This is a genomic window from Curtobacterium sp. 1544 (assembly GCF_040544915.1).
Taxonomy (GTDB): Bacteria; Actinomycetota; Actinomycetes; order Actinomycetales; family Microbacteriaceae; genus Curtobacterium; species Curtobacterium pusillum_C.
Window position 1 is genome coordinate 1 of record NZ_JBEPKX010000039.1, and the last position, 18,583, is coordinate 18,583.

Sequence of the window (18,583 nt, forward strand, 5' to 3'; positions counted from 1 at the left end):
CCGCGCCCCCCCGGGCGCGGGGCCCGCCGGGGCGGGGGGCGCCCCCCCCCCGGGGGGGGGGTCCCCCCCCCCCCCGGGGGGGCGGGGGGGGGGGGGGCCCCCGGCCCCCCCCGCCTCCAGTCCGTTTCCCGGTTGCGTCTACGCCACGCGACGGCTGACCGTGTCGGCCAGCGACACGAGCTGCTCGCGCGCCGACGGCGTCAGCGGCGCCGCCTCGATGGCGGCCTTCGCGCGCTGCACGTGGCGGTCGATCGACCGCTCGACCGCGGCGACCGCGCCGGACTCGGTGAGGGTCGCGCGGAGCATCTGCACCTGCGCTTCGTCGAGGTCAGGGTCGCCGAGCAACTCGTCGAGGAGCTGGCGGGGACCGTTCGCGAGCGTCTTCCGCGCCGAGGCGATGAGGACGGTGCGCTTGCCCTCGCGCAGGTCGTCACCCGCGGGCTTGCCCGTGACCTCGGGGTCGCCGAAGACGCCGAGCATGTCGTCGCGGAGCTGGTAGGCGACGCCGAGGGGGAGGCCGAACGCGCGGAGCCCCTCGAGCTGGGCCTCGGTCGCACCGGCCACGAGGGCGCCGATGAGCAGGGGTGCCTCGACCGAGTACTTCGCCGACTTGAAGACGATGACGCGCTGGGCCCGGACGAGGTGCTCGGCCTCGTCGATCGTCGGCCAGGCGGTCTCCTCGTGCACGTCGAGGTACTGCCCCGCGGTGACGTCGAGGCGCATGGTGTGGAACTCCTGCCGGACGATCCGCCCGCGAGCGGGTTCGAGGAGCGCGAGGCCCTCGTCGAACACCGCGTCGCTCAGGGAGAGCAGGAGGTCGCCGAGCAGCAGCGCCGAGTTCGTGCCGTACAACCCGCGGTCACCGACCCAGCCGGATTCCTCGTGCAGGGACTCGAACCGACGGTGCGCTGCCGGACGCGCGCGACGGGTGTCCGAGCGGTCCATGATGTCGTCGTGCACGAGCGCTGCCGCGTGGAAGATCTCGAGGGCCGCCGCGACGGTGACGATCGCCTCGGCCGTGGTCTGGCGGGACCCCTCGGCGAGTGGGTCGAACGAACCGGACCGCCCGGCCACCGACTGCCACCCCCAGTAGCAGAACAGCGCGCGGAACCGCTTGCCGCCGGACAGCAGGTCGCGGGCGTACGCGTCGAACGGAGCGAGGTCCGGACTGATCGCGGCGAGCCGTTCACGTTGGTCGTCCAGCGCTCGATCGATGCGCGCCGACACGAGGTCCACTAATCGCGTACTCTCAGCCACACTCCCTACCCTAGTGGAGCGGTCGAGTCGTAGACTCGGTCCACCTCAACCACGCGTCGATCCCAGGAACAGAGGGAACACAGATGCCACTCTCGGAGCAAGAGCAGCGACTCCTCGAAGAGATGGAGCGGAGTCTCTACCAGAACGACTCCGACTTCGTGGCGCGTGTCACGCGCCGCCAGGGTCGTCCGACGTACACGTCGATCACGCTCGGGGTGCTCGGAGCACTCGCCGGCGTCGCGATCGTCGTCGTCGGGTTGGTCATGCGCCAGCCGCTCATCGGCATCCTCGGCTTCGTCGTGATGCTCGCCGGTGTCCTCTTCGCGTTGCGTCCCGGCATGCGAGCCCCCAAGGCGAAGGTGCCTCGGGCCGGCAAGCCGACGACGGGCGGAGCATCGCGACCCAGCCAGGGCGGCAACGGTTCCTTCATGGACCGGATGAACGACCGCTGGGACAAGCGGAACGACCAGAGCTAGCGGCTCTCCACACTCCTCCACGGGGTCGGTCCTTCGGGGCCGGCCCCGTTTCGTGTGTCCGGGGGTGGGTTGGTCGGCCCGTCGGCCCGTCGGTTCTCGTCGAGCGGGCGTAATACGTCACGCTCGCCGCCGCCCGGCGGCGGATTCCGCCCGCCCGGTGACTCGCGCGCGGCGCGTCGTGCCCGCTCGCGCCGGTTGGTGCCCAGTCACGGGCTGGCGGCGCGGTTCGGCGCTGCTTCGCGCCTCCCGCCCCGAGCGGAATTGCTGAGCGGGCGAGGCGCGCCGTGACCCGCTCGGCGAGCGGGCCGGATTCGTCACGCTCGCCGCCTTCCAGCGGCGGATTCCGCCCGCTCGGCGAACCAAGTGCGGCATGTCGTGCGACCTCGGGGCGGCGCCGCCGCGCCGCCGCGCCGCTTTGCGGCGGCGGAGGCTGCGAAAGTCCTCCACTTTCCTCCACGTCCTCCACGACGCTCCACCGGCCCGTCGTTCCCCGGGAATCCGGGCGGCCGGACTCGACAGCCGAGCGGATCTCGACCCCAATTCGGGTCACGGGGGCGATTCGGGGAGCGAATTCCTGGGCAAGGGGAGGGCAGTGGAGTAAAGTGGTGCACACAACGGTCCGGTGGAGCGGAGGGGAGGCCCGACGTGCTGCTCGGTACCCATGCCCCGAAGCTCGACGAGAAGGGTCGCGTGATCCTCCCCGCCAAGTTCCGGGACGAGCTGTCCGGGGGTCTCGTGATGACCCGCGGGCAGGAGCGCTGCGTCGTCGTCTTCAGCGCGGACACGTTCGAGCAACTGCACGAGCGCATCCGCACCGCCCCGATGACGTCGAAGCGCACCCGGGACTACATGCGCCTGTTCCTCTCCGGAGCCAGCGCAGAGCAGCCCGACAAGCAGAACCGCGTCACCATCCCGCAGAACCTCCGCGAGTACGCGGGGCTCGAGCGGGACCTGACGGTCATCGGCAGCGGTGACCGTGCCGAGATCTGGTCGACCCCCGCGTGGGAGGCCTACTACGCCGAGGTCGAAGAGGGCTTCGCCGACAACGACGAGGAGGTGATCCCGGGGATCTTCTGATCCGTGGATCGGGACTCCCAGCCGTGGAGCCCTGACATCACTTCCCCGATGTCAGGTCGCATGGATGGGGATCCGGACCCGCGGCCCAGGAGCCGAGGGGCTGCACATGGCCGAGAACGACAGCAACGACACCGGGACGCCGAAGTTCCCGCACACCCCGGTGATGCTCGAGCGCATCGTCGACCTCTTCACGCCGACCCTCGAGGGGCCCGGCAAGGTCGTGGTCGACGCGACGCTCGGCATGGGTGGCCACTCCGAGGGGCTGCTCGAGCGGTTCCCGGACCTGACGCTCATCGGCCTCGACCGCGACACCGACGCGCTCGGCATCGCGGGGGAGCGCCTCGCCCGGTTCGGTGACCGTGTCCGCCTGGTGCACACCGTGTACGACGGCATCGTCGAGGCGATCGAGGGCGAGGGCTTCACGAGCGTCGACGGCGTGCTGTTCGACCTCGGCGTCAGCTCGCTGCAGCTCGACCGGGCCGAGCGCGGCTTCGCCTACAGCCAGGACGCCCCGCTCGACATGCGGATGGACCGGACCGAGGGGCAGACCGCCGCCGACGTCCTGGCCACCTACGACGAGGGCGAGCTGCGCCGCATCTTCCAGCGCTACGGCGAGGAGAAGCTCGCGGGCCGGTACGCCCGGGCGATCGTCGAGCGTCGAGCCACGGCGCCGTTCGAGATGTCCGGCGACCTGGTGCAGGTCCTCCACGACGCGACCCCGGTGGCGATCCAGCGGCAGGGACACCCCGCCAAGCGCGTCTTCCAGGCGCTGCGCATCGAGGTCAACGCGGAGCTGAGCGTCCTCGAGCGGGCGATCCCGGCAGCACTGGACTCGATCGCGGTGGGCGGTCGGATCGTCGTCGAGTCCTACCAGTCGCTCGAGGACCGCATCGTCAAGCGGGCCCTGGTGGAGCGGACGAAGTCCAGCGCCCCCGCCGGCCTGCCCGTCGAGCTCCCCGAGCACGCCCCCACCTTCTCCCTGATCGTCAAGGGCGCGGAACTGGCCGACGAGGCCGAACGCGCCGCCAACCCACGAGCAACCCCCGTGCGCCTGCGCGCGGCCGAGCGGATCCGGAAGTGACATGAGCACGAACCTCGCACTCGTCGACCCCGCCGTCGTCCCGTCCCGTGCCCCGCGCCCGGCCCGTCGTGACCGGCCGGAGCTCGTCGAGGTCACACCGTCGAAGGCCCAGCGCCGCGCGCGCCCCCGCATCGCCTACGCCGTCGTGGCGGTGGCCGCGCTCGGCATCCTGCTCCTGGCACAGCTCGGCATCAGCATGGTGCTCAGCCAGGGCGCGTACACGCTCAACTCGCTGAGCGCCGAGCAGACGAACCTGTCCCGCACGCAGCAGTCGCTGTCCGAGGACCTCCGTGTGCTCGACTCCCCGCAGAACCTCGCTCGCAACGCGCAGGCCCTCGGCATGATCGCGAACTCGACGCCGGTGTACCTCGACCCGAAGACCGGCCGGGTGTACGGCACGCCGACCCCGGCGGTCGCCGACCAGGCCACGGCAGCGACCTCGAACCAGGTGCCGAACTCGCTCCTGAACGACGTCCCCCTGGCGGCCAAGCAGGGCGACACGTCGACGAGCAAGGAGAGCGGCTCGACCACGGGCAGCGACGCGACGGCAGGCGCCACGACGGGCACGACGACCGACTCGAAGGCCGACACGACCGACGACGCTGGGAAGACCGCAGGCGCCAGCGCGTCGGGCGGGGCTTCCTCGACCACCGACGTAGAGTCCGACCCGAACCAGCTCCAGGCGCCCTCCACCCGGTGACCTGCGGGCTCGGGACACCCTGACGCACCACCTGGGAAGGACCGCACCGCGTGACGAAGACGATCCGCAACCGACGACTGCGCTACAGCGTCGTGATGATCGCCGTGATCGCCCTCGTGGTGGTCTTCGTGGTCCGCCTGGTGGACATCCAGGTGGTCCAGGCCGCCGAGCTGAACGAGCAGTCGAAGGCGAAGCGCAGCATCCCGGTGACCATCTACGGCACCCGGGGTTCGATCGTCGACCGCAACGGGACCGAACTCGCCGACAGCGTGACCCGGTACAACATCACCACCGCCCCGCGCCTCGTGAAGAAGTTCGAGGGCAAGCTCGGCGGGTCCCGCGTCAAGGACGTCACCGTCGACACGGCGCTGAAGGCCCTGGCGAAGGCCTCGGGCGGGGACGTCGCCACGATGCAGAAGAACATCGCGGCGAACCCGAAGTCCGACTTCGCGTACCTGGTCAAGGGCCTCGACGTGAAGCACTACGAGGCGGTCCGGGCACTGGGCATCCCGTGGCTGTACCCGGAGCAGCAGTCCGCGCGGACCTACCCGACGGGCGCGACCACGGGCAACATCACCGGGTTCATGGGCACCGACGGCGCCCAGGCCGGCCTGGAGTACGCGTACAACCAGTGCCTGGCGGGAGCGAACGGCTCCGAGACGTACGAGCGCGGTGAGGACGGCGTCCAGCTCCCCGGCAGCACCGTGACGACGAAGGAAGCCAAGGACGGCGGCACGCTCGAGACCACCATCGACAGCGACCTGCAGTACATGGCGCAGCAGACGATCGCGTCCGCCGCGAAGTCGCTGCAGGCGGAGTCCGCCACGGCGACGGTCACGAGCGTGAAGACGGGTGAGCTCCTCGCGGTCGCCGACTACCCGACGGTGGACCCGAACGACGTCGACGCCACCACGGACAAGGGGGCGTTCGGTTCACGGGCGCTGACCGCGTCCTACGAACCGGGATCGACCATCAAGGCGGCGATCGCGGCGGCGCTCATCGACCAGGGCAAGTCGAGTCCGACCGACCAGGCGGTCGTCCCGTACTCGCGGTCGTTCCCGTGGGGCGGGTCGATCCACGACTCCGAGTTCCACGCGACCGAGAACCTCACGCTGACGGGCATCCTGCAGAACTCGTCGAACGTCGGCATCACCGAGCTCGGGGAGCGCCTCACCGCCCAGCAGCGGTACGACTACATGAAGAAGTTCGGCCTGTTCCAGCCCGAGTCCGCGATCGACTACCCGGGCCAGCCGTCGATGGACTACGGCACGAGCCCGAACTGGGACCAGCAGACGAACATCAACTCGATGTTCGGACAGGGCATCTCGACCACCGCGGTCCAGGTCGCGAGCATCTTCCAGACCATCGCCAACGACGGTGTCCGGATCCCGCTGCACTTCGTGAAGGGCTGCGAGACGGCCGACGGCAAGACGATCGACGCGCCCGACGTGCAGCCGACGCGCGTGGTGTCCGCGAACGCCGCGACCCAGGTCACCGACATGCTGCAGAGCGTGGTCACGGGCGGCACGCTCGTGGGGATGAAGCCGATCTCCGGCTACAACATCGCCGCGAAGACGGGCACCGCCGAGGTCGCCGAGGGGTCGAAGGGCTACGGCGGACAGCGCATCACCTCGGTGGCCGGAATGGCACCCGCAGAGGACCCCCAGTATGTTGTCACGGTGACGTTCACGAAGCCGCAGGCCAACAAGTGGTCCAGCGGAGCGGCTCCGGCGTTCCGAACTCTCATGTCCCAGGTGCTCGAGAAGTACCGAGTAGCCCCCTCCACGACGCCGGCGAAGACCTACCCGACCACGTGGTGAGGAAGAAGGAGCACTTGTCCGCACGGATCCCCCCGGTCCTCCGACCCGAACACCCGACCCCGAGGGCCGTTGCCGAACTCGCGAACGCGTTCGGTCTGCGAGTCGTCGGCTCGGTCGACGCCGTCGAGACGACCGGTGTCACCCTGAGCGCCGCCGAGGTGCAGCCGGGTGACCTCTTCGTCGGCGTGCACGGTGCGAACCGGCACGGCGCGGAGTTCTCGGCCGAGGCCGCCGAGCGCGGCGCGGTCGCCGTCCTCACCGACGACGCCGGTGTGGAGCACGCCCAGGCCGCCGGTCTGCCCGTGCTCGTCGTCGACGACCCCCGTGCGGCGCTGGGCGACGTCTCGGCGTGGGTCTACCGCACCCACCCGGACGAGGCGACCGACCTGCCGCAGCTGTTCGCCGTCACCGGCACGAACGGCAAGACGAGCACGTCGTACATCCTCGAGGGGATCCTCAAGCAGCTCGGCCTCGTCACCGGCCTCAGCTCGACGGCGGAGCGCCACATCGGCACGCTCAGCGTCACGAGCCGCCTGACCACACCCGAGGCCAGCGAGATGCACGCGCTCCTCGCCCGGATGCGCGAGAGCGAGGTGCGCGCGGTCGCCGTCGAGGTGAGCGCGCAGGCCCTCAGCCGTCACCGGGTGGACGGCATCGTCTTCGACGTCGCGGCGTTCACGAACCTGTCGCACGACCACCTCGACGACTACGCCGACATGGAGGAGTACTACCAGGCGAAGCTCCCGCTGTTCCAGCCCGAGCACGCCCGCCGCGGCGTCGTCTCGCTGGACACCGACTGGGGCCACCGCGTGGTGCAGGACTCCCGCATCCCGGTGACGACCATCACGGTCCACCCCGACGTCGAGGCCGAGTGGCACGTCGACATCGTCGAGGCCCACGCCGCGTACACCGAGTTCCGCCTGACCGGTCCCGAGGGTCGCGAGCTCACCACCCGTGTGCCCCTGATCGGCTGGCACATGGCCGCGAACGCCGCGCTGGCGATCGTCATGCTCGTCGAGGGCGGCTTCGAGCTCGGCGCCATCGCGCACGCGCTCGAGACGAACCACCGCCGCTACCCGGACGAGGACGAGCGCGAGCAGCGCGACGAGCGGACGAGTGCCATCGAGTGCTACCTGCCCGGCCGCACCGAGCGTGTCTCGGGCGACCACGGCCCGAGCGTCTACGTCGACTTCGGGCACAGCCCCGACGCGTTCGAGAACACCCTCGCGGCCGTCCGGCAGTTCACGTCCGGCAAGGTGCTCATGCTGTTCGGCGCCGACGGTGACCGCGACAAGACGAAGCGTGCCGACATGGCCCGCATCGCCGCAGCCGGATCCGACATCCTCGTCGTCACGGACCACCACCCCCGCTTCGAGGACGCCGCGTCCATCCGGAAGACCCTGGTCGACGCCGCACGCGCCGCGTTCCCGGAGCACGAGATCCACGAGGTCAGCCCGCCCGAGGCCGCGATCCGCACGGCCGTCGGCCTGCTCGGCGAGGGCGACTCGATCCTCTGGGCCGGCCCCGGCCACCAGGACTACCGCGACATCCAGGGTGTCCGCACGCCCTACTCGGCACGCGACGAGGCCCGCCAGGCCCTGCGCGAGGCCGGTTGGGAGCCGAACTCCGGTCCGGCCGACCACACCCGCACCGAAGGCACCCGATGATCGCCCTGACCCTCGCCGAGATCGCGACCGCGATCGGCGGCGAGCTCCTCAGCGGCGCGCCGGAGCGCGTCGTGGACGGCTCGGTGGAGACCGACTCGCGTCTCGTCAGCGAGGGCAGCGTGTTCTTCGCGCTGCTCGGCGAGGAGACCGACGGACACCGCTTCGTGCCGAACGCCGTGCAGGCGGGCGCCGCGCTCGTGATCACCGAACGCGCCGTCGACCTGCCGGACGACGCACGGACCGCCCAGATCGTCGTCGGCGACGGCTACGAGGCCCTCGCCGCGCTCGCGCACGAGGTCGTCTCCCGTGTCCGCGCCGGCGGAGCACTCAAGGTCGTCGGGATCACCGGCTCGAACGGCAAGACGAGCACCAAGAACATGCTCCGCACGATCCTCGAGCAGCACGGCGAGACCGTCGCGCCCCAGGGGTCGTTCAACAACCACGTCGGCGCGCCGATCTCGATGCTGCGGATCACGCACGACACCCGCTACCTGGTCGTCGAGATGGGTGCGAGCGGCGTCGGCCACATCGCCAAGCTCGTCTCGATCGCCGAGCCCGACACCGGGGTCGTCCTCAAGGTGGGCCTCGCGCACGCCGGCGAGTTCGGTGGCATCGAGGCGACGCAGCGCGCGAAGTCGGAGATGGTCACCGACCTGCCGGCCACCGCGACGGCGCTCCTGAACGTGGACGACGACCGCGTCGCGTCGATGCGCGACCTGACGGCCGCCCGGGTGGTCGGCTTCGGCACGTCGGCGGACGCCGACTACCGCATCACCGGCATCGAGACGGACCGCAGCGGCACCCGCTTCACCCTCACCGCGCCTCCCGTCAGCCAGGAAGGCGACCGTCCGACGGACGCGACCCGGTCTGGAGGCACGGATCACCTTCCCGAGACCGTCGACGTCCGCCTCGCGATCCTGGGTGAGCACCACGCCGTGAACGCGTCCGCCGCGCTCACGGTGGCCCACCTGTGGGGCGTCCCCCTCGCCACCGGCGCAGCGGCGCTCGCGTCGATGACGCGCGCCGAGCGCTGGCGCATGGAGCTCCTCCAGGGCGGCCCGGAGGGCGTCACGATCATCAACGACGCGTACAACGCGTCCCCCGACTCCACCGCGGCGGCACTGCGCACCCTCGCGCAGATCGTGCGCCCGGGGGAGCGGACCGTCGCCGTGCTCGGCGAGATGGCCGAGCTCGGGGAGTTCTCGACGGAGGAGCACGACCGCATCGGCCGGCTCGTCGTCCGTCTCGGCATCGGGCAGCTCGTGGTCGTCGGCCGCGCCGCCCTGCCGATCCACCAGGCCGCCACCCTCGAGGGATCGTGGGACGGCGAGTCCGTGTTCATCGAGGACGTCGACGACGCCGTCCGCTCCGTGCAGGACATGCTCCGCCCCGGCGACGTGGTCCTCGTCAAGTCCTCGAAGTCCGCCGAACTGCGATTCCTCGGCGACCGCCTCGGAGGTGTCACCGAATGATCGCCCTCCTGATCGCCGGCGCCGTGTCGCTGGTGTTCACACTGCTGCTCACGCCGCTGTTCATCAAGCTGTTCCACCGCCTCGGCTGGGGACAGTTCATCCGCGACGACGGCCCGCAGTCGCACCACACGAAGCGCGGCACGGCGACGATGGGCGGCATCGTCCTCATCATCGGTGCGGTGCTCGGCTACTTCGTCGGGCACCTGGTCGGCCGTGACTCGATCACGCTGTCCGGGCTGCTCGTGCTGTTCCTGATGGTCGGCCTCGGGTTCGTCGGCTTCATCGACGACTTCCTCAAGGTCCGGCGCCAGCGGAGCCTCGGGCTCGGCGGCTGGGCGAAGGTCCTCGGGCAGGTGATCGTCGGCGTGATCTTCGCGACCGTGGCGCTCGTCGTCCCGACCGCGAACGGCAAGCCGCCGGCGTCGACCATGGTGTCGGCGATCCGGGACATCCCGTGGCTCGACTTCATGGCGCTCGGCACCGTGATCGGCACCGTCCTGTTCCTGGCCTGGATCGTCCTGCTGACGGTCTCGACGTCGAACGGCGTCAACGTGGCGGACGGCCTCGACGGCCTCGCCACCGGGTCGAGCATCCTGGCGATCGGGTCGTACGTGATCATCGGGTTTTGGCAGTCGAACCAGATCTGCGGCGGCGCGCGTCTCGACGCCAGCACCGAGCACGCCTGCTACACGGTGACGAACCCGCTCGACCTCGCGGTCGTCGCGGCGGCGGTCTGCGGTGGCCTGATCGGCTTCCTCTGGTACAACACCTCACCGGCGCAGATCTTCCTCGGCGACACCGGCTCGCTCGGCCTCGGCGGTGCCCTCGCCGGCCTGGCGATCCTCAGCCGCACCGAGCTCCTGCTCGTCCTCATCGGCGGCCTGTTCTTCATCGTCACCGGCTCGGTCATCCTGCAGCGGGCGTACTTCAAGATCACCCACGGCAAGCGGATCTTCCGGATGAGTCCGCTGCACCACCACTTCGAACTGAAGGGGTGGGCTGAGGTGACGGTCGTCGTCCGGTTCTGGATCATCGCGGGACTCTGCGTCGCCGCGGGGGTCGGACTCTTCTACCTGGAATGGATCGCACGAGTTGGTTGACGCCCGCCTGGAAGGTCTCGACAGCTGGTACGCCGAGGGCTGGAAGGGCCTGAACGTCGCGGTCCTCGGCCTCGGCGCCACCGGGTTCTCGGTCGCCGACACCCTCGTGGAGCTCGGCAGCGCGGTGACGGTCTACTCCACCGACGCCCCGTCGGACAGCGTCGAGCTGCTCGACGTGATCGGTGCGCAGTTCGTGCAGACGCCGCTGGACTCCGTGCCCGACGCGCTCGAGACGCAGGCGCCGGACGTCGTCGTCGTGTCGCCCGGCCTACCGCCGCACAACGCCACCGTGCAGTGGTCCGTCGCGAACAGCACCGTCTGGGGTGACATCGAGCTCGCCTGGCGCGTGCGCGACAAGGTCGTCCGCGGCCCGGTCGCCGCCCCGTGGGTGACGATCACCGGCACGAACGGCAAGACGACCACGACGCAGCTCACCACGGCGATGTTCGAGGCCGGGGGACTCCGAGCGGTGTCCTGCGGCAACATCGGCGTGCCCGTGCTCGACGTCGTCCGCGACCCGGACGGCTTCGACGTCCTCGTCGTGGAACTCTCGAGCCACCAGCTGCACTACATGCCGACGTCCGGCGACGGCGCCGTGGTGCCCCTCGCCAGTGCGTGCCTGAACATCGCCGACGACCACCTCGAGTGGCACGGCTCCGCCGAGGCCTACCGCGCCGCGAAGGCCAAGGTCTACGAGCGCACCGTGATGGCGTGCGTCTACAACACGACCGACGAGGTCACCCGGCACATGGTCGAGGAAGCCGACGTCGTCGAGGGCTGCCGTGCGGTGGGCTTCGGCCCGGGCATCCCGGCGCCCGGTGACGTCGGGGTCGTCGAGGACGTCCTGTGCGACCGAGCCTTCGCCGAGAACCGGCAGAGCAGCGCGCTCGAGCTCGCGACCGTCGCCGACCTCGAGCAGGCCGGTCTCGCCAGCCCGCACATGACGATGAACGTCCTCGCCGCCGCAGCGCTCGCCCGTTCCGCCGCCGTGCAGCCGAGCGCGATCCGGTCGGCCGTGCAGGGCTTCCGCGCGGACCACCACCGCACCGAGCTCGTCGCCACCGCCGAGGGCATCGCCTGGGTCGACGACTCGAAGGCGACGAACCCGCACGCGGCCACCGCGTCGCTCGCGTCCTTCGACACGGTCGTCTGGATCGTCGGGGGCCTGTTCAAGGGCGTCGACGTCGACGGGCTCGTCGCGCGGTTCGGGCCGGACGTCCGTGCCGTCGTGGTGATCGGCACCGACCGCGGCCCCGTGCTCGAGGCATTCGCGCGACACGCGCCCGGGGTGCCCGTCCTGCAGGTCGAAGCAGCGGACACTGATCAGGTCATGCCCGAGGCGGTCCGGCATGCCGCATCGGTCGCGAGGCCGGGCGACACGGTCCTCCTCGCCCCCGCCGCGGCGTCGTTCGACCAGTTCGGCTCCTACGCGGACCGGGGCGAGCGCTTCGCGGCCGCGGTCCACGAGCACCTGGGAGGCAACGCCGATGGCGACGACGGATCTTCCGCAGGGGCGTAACGGCCACGACCGGGGCGCTCGGACGGCGTCGGGCACGGGCACGGGTGCCGCGCCCACCCGCACCACGGGCCGCGCCGTCGTCGCCGTCAAGAACGTCTTCGTCGCCGAGTCGAGCACCTTCTACACGATCCTCGGCGTGACGCTCTTCCTCGTCGTGTTCGGCGTCGTCATGGTGCTGTCGTCGTCGAGCGTCGAGCAGTACGCCGCGACGCACGACTTCTTCGGCGCGGCGTCCCGTCAGGGCCTGTACGCCGTCCTCGGCGTGCCCCTCATGCTCATCGTCAGCCGGGTGCCCGCGCGGCTCTGGCGGAAGTGGGCGATGCGGCTGCTCGGCGCGGCCCTCGCACTCCAGCTGCTCGTGTACACGCCGCTCGGCATCGACGTGCAGGGCAACCGGAACTGGATCGGCATCGGTTCGTTCACCGCGCAGCCGTCCGAGGTCGTCAAGCTCGGGCTGGTGCTCGGCATCGGCGCGATCATGTACGTCAAGCGGGACAAGCTCGACGACTGGAAAGAGGTCTTCATCCCGGTCGGGATCGCCTCGCTCCTGTCCCTCGGGCTGGTGATCCTCGGTGGCGACCAGGGCACGGCGATGATCATGCTCATCCTCGTGCTCGGCGCGCTCTACGTCGGCGGGGCCCGGGCGAAGCACCTGCTCGTCGGCGTGGTCGCGATGGCCGTGCTGCTGCCGTTCGTCACGATGGCGTCGGCGTCCCGCCAGGTCCGCATCAGCGCCTGGCTCTCCGGCTGCACGGACTCGAACCAGTACGCCGACCTGTGCTGGCAGCCCGTGCACGGCATGTGGGCGCTCGCGTCCGGCGGCGTGTTCGGCGTCGGGCTCGGCAACTCGAAGGCGAAGTGGTCCTGGCTGCCCGAGGCGGACAACGACTACATCTTCGCGATCATCGGCGAGGAACTCGGGCTCATCGGCGCCGTCGTCGTCCTCGCGCTCTTCGTGGTGCTCGCCGTGAGCATGATCAAGGTCATCCGGCAGTCGAAGGACCCGTTCGTGAAGACCGTCACGGGCGGCATCCTCGCCTGGATCATCGGCCAGGCGCTCGTGAACATCGCCGTGGTCCTCGGCCTGCTGCCCGTCCTCGGAGTGCCCCTCCCACTCATCTCGGCCGGTGGGTCGGCGCTGATCATGACGCTCGTCGCCATCGGCGTCGTGCTGTCGTTCGCGCGCGACCTCCCCGGCAAGAACGGCCCGACCGGCCGTGACCCCCTCGACGGCCCGACCGGCCGCAGCACCCTGAACGGAACACTCCGGTGAGCAAGTACCTCTTCGCCGGCGGCGGCACCGCCGGCCACGTCAACCCGCTGCTCGCGGTCGCCGACCGGTTGACCGAGCGCGAAGCGGACGCCGAGGTCATCGTCCTCGGCACCGCGGAGGGGCTCGAGTCCCGGCTCGTCCCGATGCGCGGCTACGAGCTGCTGACCATCCCGCGCCTGCCGTTCCCGCGCAAGCCGAACGCAGCCGCGCTCCGCTTCCCGCAGCGGTTCTGGGGCGCGGTCAAGCGCACCGAGCAGATCATCCGCGAGCACGACGTCGAGGTCGTCCTCGGCGTCGGTGGCTACGCGGCCGCCCCGGCCTACATCGCGGCCAGGCGCACGGGCACCCCGATCGTCGTGCACGAGCAGAACGCGAAGCCCGGCCTGGCGAACCGCCTGGCGGCCTTCCTCACCGAGCACGTCGGCCTGACCTTCTCGAACACCCGGCTCCGGCACGGCCGGCTCGTCGGCATGCCGCTCCGCCGCGAGATCGAGTCGCTCGACCGCCGTGCCAGCCGCGCCGAGGGCCTCGCCGAGTTCGGGCTGGACGCCGACCGTCCGGTCCTGCTCGTCACCGGCGGGTCCTCGGGCGCGCGGAGCATCAACCGCACGGTGAACAAGGCGGCGGCGACGATCGTCGGCGCGGGCTGGCAGGTCCTGCACGTCGTCGGCGGCAACTCGGACATCGGCCCGAGCGACCTCGACGGCTACCACGTGCTGCCGTACTGCGACCGGATGGACCTGGCGTACGCGGCGAGCGACTTCGTGGTCTCCCGTGCGGGAGCCGGCATGGTGTGCGAGCTCACCGCCGTCGGGCTGCCGAGCGTCCTGGTGCCGTACCCTGTCGGCAACGGCGAGCAGCGCCACAACGCGAAGGACGTCGTCGACGCCGGGGGAGCGGTCCTGGTCGCCGACGCGGAATTCGACGAGGACTGGGTGACGTTCCAGCTCCTGAACATCCTGCAGGACCGGGCCCGGATCGCGGACATGACGGTGCGCGCCGGCAGCGTCGGGCACCGCGACGGCGCCGACCGGATGACCGACCTCGTCCTCGACGCGGCGAAGCGCGCACGGGGCGCGAAGGACTCGCAGGACGCGCCAACCGCGCAGGACGACAGCACCACGGAGGAACGATGACCATCAAGCCGGACCTGACGCAGCCGATCCCGGACGACCTCGGCACGGTGCACTTCGTCGGCATCGGCGGCTCCGGCATGAGTGGCATCGCCCGGCTGTTCCTCGCCGCCGGCCACCGCGTGACGGGCAGCGACTCCCGCGAGACCGCCACCACCGGCACGATGCGCGACCTCGGCGCCGAGGTGCACATCGGCCACGACGCCGCGAACGTCGGCGACGCGGACACCCTCGTCGTCACGAGCGCGCTCTGGCCGGACAACCCCGAACTCCTCGAGGCACAGCGCCGCGGCATCCCCGTCCTGCACCGCTCGCAGGCCCTCGCCGCGCTGATCGCCGAGCACCGCCTGGTCGCGGTCGCGGGCGCTCACGGCAAGACCACCTCGACCGGCATGATCGTCACCGCCCTGGTCGAACTCGGCCTCGACCCGAGCTTCGTCAACGGCGGGGTCATCCAGTCGCTCGGCACGAGCTCGGCACCGGGGTCGAGCGACCTGTTCGTCGTCGAGGCCGACGAGTCCGACGGCTCGTTCCTGCTCTACGACGTCGCGGTCGCGCTCGTCACGAACGTCGACGCCGACCACCTCGACCACTACGGCAGCGAGGAGGCCTTCACCGAGGCGTTCGTCGAGTTCGCCGCGAAGGCCTCCGAGCGGGTCGTCATCTCGAGCGACGACGCGGGCGCGAAGGCCGTCACCGCCGGTGTCCGCCAGCGGGAGGACGCCCCCGAGGTCGTCACCTTCGGCGAGGCCGCCGACGCGGACGTCCGGATCGAGGGCGTCACCGAGTCCGCCGGCGTCGAGGTCGACTTCCGCGCGGGCGGCGAGGCGTACCACCTGACCCTCCGCGTCCCCGGACGCCACAACGCGATCAACGCCGTCGGCGCGTTCGCGGTGCTGACCGGTCTCGGCGTCACCCCGGCGGACGCGATCCGCGGCATCGAGTCCTTCGGCGGTACCCAGCGCCGCTTCGAACTGCACGGCGTCGAGCGCGGCGTGTCCGTCTACGACGACTACGCCCACCACCCGACCGAGGTCGCCGCGGCGCTCAAGGCCGCCCGCAACGTCGTCGGCGACGGCCGGATCATCGCGATCCACCAGCCGCACCTGTACTCCCGCACGCGCCTGATGGCCGGGGACTTCGCGAAGGTCTACGAAGAGCTCGCGGACCACACCGTCGTGCTCGACGTCTACGGCGCCCGCGAGGACCCGGAGCCCGGTGTGACCGGCGCTCTCGTGCAGGAGCGATTCGCGGACCAGTCCCGCGTGGAGTTCCTGCCCGACTGGGACGAGGCCGCCGCCCGTGCCGCCGCCGTGGCGCGCGAGGGCGACATCATCATGACGCTGAGCTGCGGCGACGTGTACCGGATCATCCCCCAGGTCATCGGCGCCCTGCAGCACGACGAGAGCGCGCTGTCCCGGTGAAGCGTCCGGAGGGGTTCGACGAGCGTCCGGAGCAGCCGGACGCACCTGCCGGTGACGCCCAGGCGCCCCGGCAGCGCCGTGCCCCGCTGATCCCGCGGCGTCCGTCCCGGGACGCACGGCAGGACGTCCGGGAGGCGCAGCCCGACCCCGCCCGGCAGGACACGGTCGACGAAGCGGTCGCGTCCACTGCCCCGGAGGAGTCCGGCACGTCGACCCGCGACCGAGCGGGCGCGTTCGCCGGCGCCGCCGGTCGCCGCCTCGGTGCCGGAATCGGCGCCGGGTTCTCGACGGTCAAGGACCGGCTGCGCGAGTACACGCCCGACGAGGACCACCCCGAGTCGCGCCCCGCGGCGGACGTCGCGCCCGACAGTGACGGGGCGCGACGTCCGCAGGCGGGCGCAACCGTGGCGGACCTGCTCGCGGACGAGCGCCGCGACGCGACCACCGACGACCACGAGACCCCGATCGGCGCCGGTGTCCGGGCCGCCGAGACCGCCCGAGAGGCCCGGGTCGCCAAGCGCCGCCGTCGCCTGCTCGAACGCGCCGAGGTCCGCCGCTTCACGCGTCGCAGCCGGCACCGCCGCGCCGCCTGGATCACCGCCGCGAGCATCGTCCTGGTGTTCGGCGTGTCGATCCTCGTCGCGGTGTTCTCGCCGCTGATGGCCCTGCAGACGATCGAGATCAAGGGCACGAACCGCGTCGACGAGACCCAGCTCCGGCACGCCCTCTCCGACCAGATCGGCACCCCGCTCGCCCGGCTCGACTTCGACGCCATCAAGAAGGACATCGCCGGCTTCCCCCTGATCGAGAGCTACGTGACCGAGGAGGCGCCGCCGCACACCCTCGTGGTGACCGTGACCGAGCGCACCCCGGTCGTGGCCGTGCAGTCGGGGAAGTCCTTCGACCTGGTGGACCCGGCCGGCATCGTCGTGCAGTCCTCGCCCACGCAGCCCGCGAACATGCCCGTCGCCGACATCGGCAGCGCGAAGCTCGGCTCGTCGGTGTTCCGCACCATGACCGAGGTCGTGCTCGCGCTCCCGTCGACGGTGCGCCAGCAGGTGACGAGCGTGAAGGCGTCGACTGCCGACGACGTGACACTCACCCTGAAGGACGGGTCGAGCGTGGTCTGGGGCAACCCGGAGCAGTCGGACGCCAAGGCGGCCCTGCTCGCGGCCCTCGTCAAGGACCACGCGGCCAGGAACCCCGGTGTCGTCGTCGAGTACGACGTCAGCGCTCCCGACAACGGCGTCATCCGCGCGAAGAAGTAGCGGAAGAAGTCGCGGAATCGCGCGACACGCGGCGTGGCGGGGCGACAGTGCCCGGAGCGCACCCGTAGCGTCGAAGCCAGCACCACATCTACCAGCATTGCCCCTGAACTTCAAGTAGAGGTTGAGGGTTCGACCGGAGGCCTGACTGACGTGACCACGAACCACAACTACCTCGCCGTCATCAAGGTCGTCGGTGTCGGCGGCGGCGGCGTCAACGCCGTCAACCGCATGATCGAGCTCGGCCTCCGTGGGGTCGAGTTCATCGCGATCAACACCGACGCGCAGGCACTGCTCCTCAGCGACGCCGACGTCAAGCTCGACGTCGGCCGCGAGATCACCCGTGGCCTCGGCGCCGGCGCGGACCCCGAGGTCGGCCGACGAGCCGCCGAGGACCACGCCGAGGAGATCGAGGAAGCACTCGCGGGCGCCGACATGGTGTTCGTCACCGCCGGCGAGGGCGGTGGGACCGGCACGGGTGGTGCGCCCGTGGTCGCCCGCATCGCGAAGTCCATCGGTGCGCTCACCATCGGTGTCGTGACGAAGCCGTTCAGCTTCGAGGGCAAGCGTCGCCAGTCCCAGGCCGAGAACGGCGTCGCCGGGCTCAAGGACGAGGTCGACACGCTCATCGTCGTGCCGAACGACCGCCTGCTCGAGATCAGCGACCGCGGCATCTCCATGGTCGAGGCCTTCGCGACCGCCGACCAGGTGCTGCTCGCCGGCGTGCAGGGCATCACCGACCTCATCACGACCCCGGGTCTCATCAACCTCGACTTCGCCGACGTCAAGTCGGTCATGCAGGGCGCCGGCTCCGCGCTCATGGGCATCGGCTCCTCGCGGGGTGCCGACCGGGCGATCAAGGCGGCCGAGCTCGCCGTCGCGTCCCCGCTGCTCGAGGCCTCGATCGACGGTGCGCACGGTGTGCTGCTCTCGATCCAGGGCGGCTCGAACCTCGGCATCTTCGAGATCAACGACGCCGCGCGTCTCGTGCAGGAAGCCGTCCACCCGGAGGCGAACATCATCTTCGGTGCGGTCATCGACGACACCCTCGGCGACGAGGTGCGCGTGACCGTCATCGCCGCCGGCTTCGACGGTGGCGAACCGCAGCAGCAGCAGAAGGAACGCCGCTCGAGCTACGTCGACCCCGAGGCCGGCGCGACGCTCCCCGTGGCCTCCGCCGTCGGTACCGGGTCGATCGAGGACTCGTCGCCCTCCTGGGCGTCGCAGGAGCACGAGGCGCCGGCGCAGCGCGCCGCCGACCCGGCCTTCGACGACGATGACGACGAGCTCGACGTCCCCGACTTCCTGAAGTAAGCAGC

General features: G+C 71.1%; 15 protein-coding genes. 14 read left to right on the forward strand and 1 reads right to left on the reverse strand.

What is annotated here, in order from left to right; all coding sequences use genetic code 11:
* Positions 1-138 precede the first annotated feature (138 nt).
* Positions 139-1,257 (reverse strand): polyprenyl synthetase family protein, encoded by a 1,119-nt coding sequence (locus tag ABIC61_RS17185; protein ID WP_354030891.1) that lies wholly within the window; start codon positions 1,255-1,257, stop codon positions 139-141.
* A gap of 83 nt (positions 1,258-1,340) precedes the next feature.
* Here ABIC61_RS17185 and ABIC61_RS17190 point away from each other — a divergent pair, with 83 nt between their 5' ends.
* The 14 genes from ABIC61_RS17190 (at position 1,341) to ftsZ (ending at position 18,578) form a co-directional block, all read left to right on the forward strand.
* Positions 1,341-1,733, forward strand: coding sequence for an SCO2097 family morphological protein (locus ABIC61_RS17190; RefSeq protein ID WP_354030892.1), 393 nt, complete (start codon positions 1,341-1,343; stop codon positions 1,731-1,733).
* Between the two features lie 645 nt (positions 1,734-2,378).
* Entirely contained in the window at positions 2,379-2,810 is a 432-nt protein-coding gene (mraZ, locus tag ABIC61_RS17195) for a division/cell wall cluster transcriptional repressor MraZ (protein ID WP_022906684.1), read from the forward strand.
* Positions 2,811-2,916: 106 nt separating this feature from the next.
* Complete coding sequence (gene rsmH, locus ABIC61_RS17200; RefSeq protein ID WP_354030893.1) at positions 2,917-3,891, forward strand: 16S rRNA (cytosine(1402)-N(4))-methyltransferase RsmH; 975 nt, start codon at positions 2,917-2,919, stop codon at positions 3,889-3,891.
* 1 nt (position 3,892) lies between these two features.
* Positions 3,893-4,591 (forward strand): cell division protein FtsL, encoded by a 699-nt coding sequence (gene ftsL / locus ABIC61_RS17205; protein ID WP_354030894.1) that lies wholly within the window; start codon positions 3,893-3,895, stop codon positions 4,589-4,591.
* A 50-nt stretch (positions 4,592-4,641) separates the two neighbouring features.
* Positions 4,642-6,411: a peptidoglycan D,D-transpeptidase FtsI family protein gene (locus tag ABIC61_RS17210; protein ID WP_354030895.1), complete on the forward strand. Its 1,770-nt coding sequence runs from the start codon at positions 4,642-4,644 to the stop codon at positions 6,409-6,411.
* Between the two features lie 14 nt (positions 6,412-6,425).
* Entirely contained in the window at positions 6,426-8,078 is a 1,653-nt protein-coding gene (locus ABIC61_RS17215) for a Mur ligase family protein (RefSeq protein ID WP_144750428.1), read from the forward strand.
* On the forward strand, positions 8,075-9,550 hold the full coding sequence (locus ABIC61_RS17220) for a UDP-N-acetylmuramoyl-tripeptide--D-alanyl-D-alanine ligase (protein WP_354030896.1): 1,476 nt from the start codon (positions 8,075-8,077) through the stop codon (positions 9,548-9,550). Before ABIC61_RS17215 ends, ABIC61_RS17220 begins: the two co-directional genes overlap by 4 nt.
* Complete coding sequence (gene mraY / locus ABIC61_RS17225; protein WP_354030897.1) at positions 9,547-10,650, forward strand: phospho-N-acetylmuramoyl-pentapeptide-transferase; 1,104 nt, start codon at positions 9,547-9,549, stop codon at positions 10,648-10,650. Before ABIC61_RS17220 ends, mraY begins: the two co-directional genes overlap by 4 nt.
* A complete protein-coding gene (gene murD / locus ABIC61_RS17230) occupies positions 10,643-12,169 on the forward strand; it encodes a UDP-N-acetylmuramoyl-L-alanine--D-glutamate ligase (RefSeq protein WP_354030898.1) in 1,527 nt (508 codons plus the stop codon). Before mraY ends, murD begins: the two co-directional genes overlap by 8 nt.
* Positions 12,138-13,442 (forward strand): putative lipid II flippase FtsW, encoded by a 1,305-nt coding sequence (gene ftsW / locus ABIC61_RS17235; RefSeq protein WP_354030899.1) that lies wholly within the window; start codon positions 12,138-12,140, stop codon positions 13,440-13,442. Before murD ends, ftsW begins: the two co-directional genes overlap by 32 nt.
* Positions 13,439-14,578 carry an undecaprenyldiphospho-muramoylpentapeptide beta-N-acetylglucosaminyltransferase gene (gene murG, locus ABIC61_RS17240; RefSeq protein ID WP_354030900.1) on the forward strand — a complete coding sequence of 380 codons (1,140 nt, stop codon included), beginning with the start codon at positions 13,439-13,441 and terminating at the stop codon, positions 14,576-14,578. Before ftsW ends, murG begins: the two co-directional genes overlap by 4 nt.
* Positions 14,575-15,999: a UDP-N-acetylmuramate--L-alanine ligase gene (gene murC, locus ABIC61_RS17245; RefSeq protein ID WP_354030901.1), complete on the forward strand. Its 1,425-nt coding sequence runs from the start codon at positions 14,575-14,577 to the stop codon at positions 15,997-15,999. Before murG ends, murC begins: the two co-directional genes overlap by 4 nt.
* Complete coding sequence (locus tag ABIC61_RS17250; protein ID WP_354030902.1) at positions 15,996-17,267, forward strand: cell division protein FtsQ/DivIB; 1,272 nt, start codon at positions 15,996-15,998, stop codon at positions 17,265-17,267. Before murC ends, ABIC61_RS17250 begins: the two co-directional genes overlap by 4 nt.
* A gap of 150 nt (positions 17,268-17,417) precedes the next feature.
* Positions 17,418-18,578 carry a cell division protein FtsZ gene (gene ftsZ / locus ABIC61_RS17255; RefSeq protein WP_097179446.1) on the forward strand — a complete coding sequence of 387 codons (1,161 nt, stop codon included), beginning with the start codon at positions 17,418-17,420 and terminating at the stop codon, positions 18,576-18,578.
* Positions 18,579-18,583: the final 5 nt, after the last annotated feature.

What these genes read in the sequence shown, in the direction of transcription:
- ABIC61_RS17190 (WP_354030892.1), top strand. Translation starts at nt 1,341, where the DNA reads ATGCCACTCTCGGAGCAAGAGCAGCGACTCCTCGAAGAGATGGAGCGG.
- rsmH (WP_354030893.1), top strand. Translation starts at nt 2,917, where the DNA reads ATGGCCGAGAACGACAGCAACGACACCGGGACGCCGAAGTTCCCGCAC.
- ftsL (WP_354030894.1), top strand. Translation starts at nt 3,893, where the DNA reads ATGAGCACGAACCTCGCACTCGTCGACCCCGCCGTCGTCCCGTCCCGT.
- ABIC61_RS17220 (WP_354030896.1), top strand. Translation starts at nt 8,075, where the DNA reads ATGATCGCCCTGACCCTCGCCGAGATCGCGACCGCGATCGGCGGCGAG.
- mraY (WP_354030897.1), top strand. Translation starts at nt 9,547, where the DNA reads ATGATCGCCCTCCTGATCGCCGGCGCCGTGTCGCTGGTGTTCACACTG.
- ftsW (WP_354030899.1), top strand. Translation starts at nt 12,138, where the DNA reads ATGGCGACGACGGATCTTCCGCAGGGGCGTAACGGCCACGACCGGGGC.
- murC (WP_354030901.1), top strand. Translation starts at nt 14,575, where the DNA reads ATGACCATCAAGCCGGACCTGACGCAGCCGATCCCGGACGACCTCGGC.